The 3,057-nt window shown below is 38.7% G+C and carries 2 protein-coding genes; both read left to right on the top strand.

Annotated elements, in window-relative coordinates:
- On the top strand, positions 1 to 558 hold a 558-nt coding region (locus F9817_RS23575), incomplete at its 5' end, for a GNAT family N-acetyltransferase (protein WP_161158647.1).
- 2,057 nt (positions 559 to 2,615) lie between these two features.
- Entirely contained in the window at positions 2,616 to 2,930 is a 315-nt protein-coding gene (locus F9817_RS23580) for a type II toxin-antitoxin system TacA family antitoxin (protein ID WP_161158648.1), read from the top strand.
- Positions 2,931 to 3,057: the final 127 nt, after the last annotated feature.

The following is a 3,057-nucleotide window of genomic DNA, read 5'->3' on the forward strand; positions in this document are numbered from 1 at the left end:
CAAGATGAGCAGTACAATGTAGTTTTAAAGCGGTATTACGTTGATGATAAATATGATTTTTCGCGTTTTGATTGTGGTGAAAAATCATTTAATGAGTTCCTCACTAGTGGGAAAATTGATAGGGAATTAGAGATGAAAATTACTATTCCCTACATTTTATTAGCTATTCGTGATGGAGAAGAGCCTATTGTTATGGGGTATTTTACTTTAGCAAGCAGTTGCTTAGAGAAAAGTTTATATCCCGTATCTAATAAGCAGAGAAAGAAATTTCCTTATCACACAGTGCCAATGGTTATCATTGGGGCATTAGCGATAGATAAGCGTTTTCAAGGGCAGGGAGCTGGTAAAAAGCTACTTGGTTTTGCAATAAAAAGGGCTTATTTAAATTCAAAAGATGTGGCTTGTTTAGCTTTATATCTGCATGCTTTTAATGATAAAGCTGCTGACTTTTATCGTCGTTGCGGTTGGACTGAATTAGATAAAGAACCAAACTCCTTTGTTTACCCTTTAAAACAATATGAAGAATACTTAAGGGATATAGGAAGAAAAAGGGCATAATCATCCAGTAGGTTGTTGCTTCTATTTAAGTGAATCTGTGCGCGTAAGACGTTTCTATTGAATTGTTTTTCTTCTTGCGCGTTACTAGTTAGCGCTAGTAATATTAATTTTAGATGTGAAAAAACCCGTCTTGCCGGACGGGTTTTTTCGGAAATACTTACTAGATTTGGCGTCTGGTGTAAGTCCCTTCATGATAGACACTTCACGATTTGACTTCAAGTATTCCTGCACTCTGTTTGGATTCAAGATGTTTATTGGACAGAGCGACGCGCATTAGCCACCGACCAAGGGAAGTCCGAAAGGTGGCAAGTAAAGGCATTTATCAGAACTTGCGAAAGCACGATAACACCGCCCCGTTGTAGCTGCTAGATGGGGACAAGCGGAAAAGGAAAAACTGATAGATGTTGTGAGACTCGGATGGGGGCGAAAGCTTTACTCACAGCGCAGGGCAGCCCGAAAGGGTAAGAGACAAAACTCCAACGGAAAGCGACCATAAATGATGCCAAAATTCATTGCGAATTTGGTAGGGGTCGGCGCAGCCGAAAGGCTGGTTTCCTACAAAAAAAAACTTGTTGTGCGCGGAGCGCAAGCGTTCCATTCTCTCTATCTCTCTTAACGATTGTGGGCAATCTGTTGGGCGGCTTGCCGTCCACATATTGTCCATCATGAGTGCTCGTTCTTACTATTTTTTTATCACACCTAACGCAGTTTACACTGCTGGTATTTAGTCCTTTTACGGGAAGGCTTTTGGGTGTGCACAGCTTAAATTATCGCCGTGCACGTTTTCCTCTCAAACCTTTGCTGTACTTGGGTTTAGAGCGTATACGTGTAGGCATAGGCGATCACGGCCACAACGCCTGCGATTGTTACTGCAGCTGTAAGTTGAACGATGTTGTCTAGTAGCCAATTTGTTGGGTTCTTCATTCGTAAGCCTTCTCTTTATTCTTTTGTTGCAATGTAACGTGGAAATATTCCTAACTCAATCGCCGTTATTGGCTTAAATGCCATGGAACTTGGCGCCAAAATATCTGTTTTAGCTTTTTTTAGCCGGTCATATTGGGGCTGGTTTAATGCGTAAATTTTAGGTACTACACCCCTCGCAAATCGTAGATTTGTCTAAATGGTTGTTTAGTAAGGATAAAAATAAATCGCGGCCAAAAATATGGAGACTCTATTTGGATGAGTTCTGAAGAATCTTAAGAGATTCTCAAGGGAATCTTGTAGGATTCTTATAAGAATCCTACAAGATTAACTGCATGATTTTAAAGGAATAAGTGTCTTTAAGAATCTCTTAAGATTCTCGTTAAGCACTTGAAATATAAGGAAACGCATGTTCGAATTTTTCGACAGATTCTAATTAGATTCTTCTGTTATAGGTTGAGAGAATCTCTTGGGAATCTCTTAAGATTCTTAAGAGATTCTTATTTCCTCCATATTTCCTTTATTTCAAAACCTCTATTTTTCTAAAACGATTCCTCTATCTTGCAGAGTTCTCCTATTTTCTGACGCACTTCGCTTGTCGCATTGATGTCCCTGGTCAAATTGCTTCGCAAATTAACCAGGGACATCAATGTGTGGACAAAATGTATAGTTTTAAGGCTTTGGAGGGAAAAATCGCATCAAATAGATCTAAGGTTTTGACCTTTCTGAGTCCCTCTAAAAGCGTTGTAAACTTTCAAAGCGATTAGGGCATAGAGTTGGGTGGTTTAGGGTGTAAAAAGCGCGTCTCGAGCATTTGAGGCGCTCTAAAGGGTGTTTTGAGTACCTGATCCGGCCATTGAACATAAAAGGGATAATATCTACTCACATCTGATGGTTTTTTTCATAAAAACATTGTACATCTGATATCTACTGTATATCATTCATGTACGGCATATTCCCGTACATGAGAAGAAAAAATAAAATGGGAATATACGTAGTGAGTTTTTAATTAAATTAAGAAGTAATCTAATATAAATCATCATCTTGGAGAGCTAAGAACCCGCTTATGCTGGTATCTAGCACAACATCATCAAATGTTCCAACTTCGTCTACCATAGAGACGTAAGGTAGGGATTATGAAGAGTAATGAAATGAATGCATTAAAAAAGGAAAGAGTGGAATTTCGCACGTCATTAGACGTTAAAAATAGCATTGAGGAGGCTGCTGAATTACTAGGTAAAACTGTATCAGCTTTTGTGTGTGATTCTGTTGTAACTAGAGCAACAGAAGTTATTAACGAGCATCGACGCCATATTGTTAGTAAAGAACAATGGGGTGCTCTGATGGCTCAATTGGAAAGTCCATCAAAACCTAATGATTTGATGGATGAGATCTTGAGGCTCTCATTGGAGGAAGAAAATTGGACAGTCAAGATGAGCAGTACAATGTAGTTTTAAAGCGGTATTACGTTGATGATAAATATGATTTTTCGCGTTTTGATTGTGGTGAAAAATCATTTAATGAGTTCCTCACTAGTGGGAAAATTGATAGGGAATTAGAGATGAAAATTACTATTCC

This window comes from Vibrio eleionomae, assembly GCF_009874545.1.
Taxonomy (GTDB): domain Bacteria; phylum Pseudomonadota; class Gammaproteobacteria; order Enterobacterales; family Vibrionaceae; genus Vibrio; species Vibrio nitrifigilis.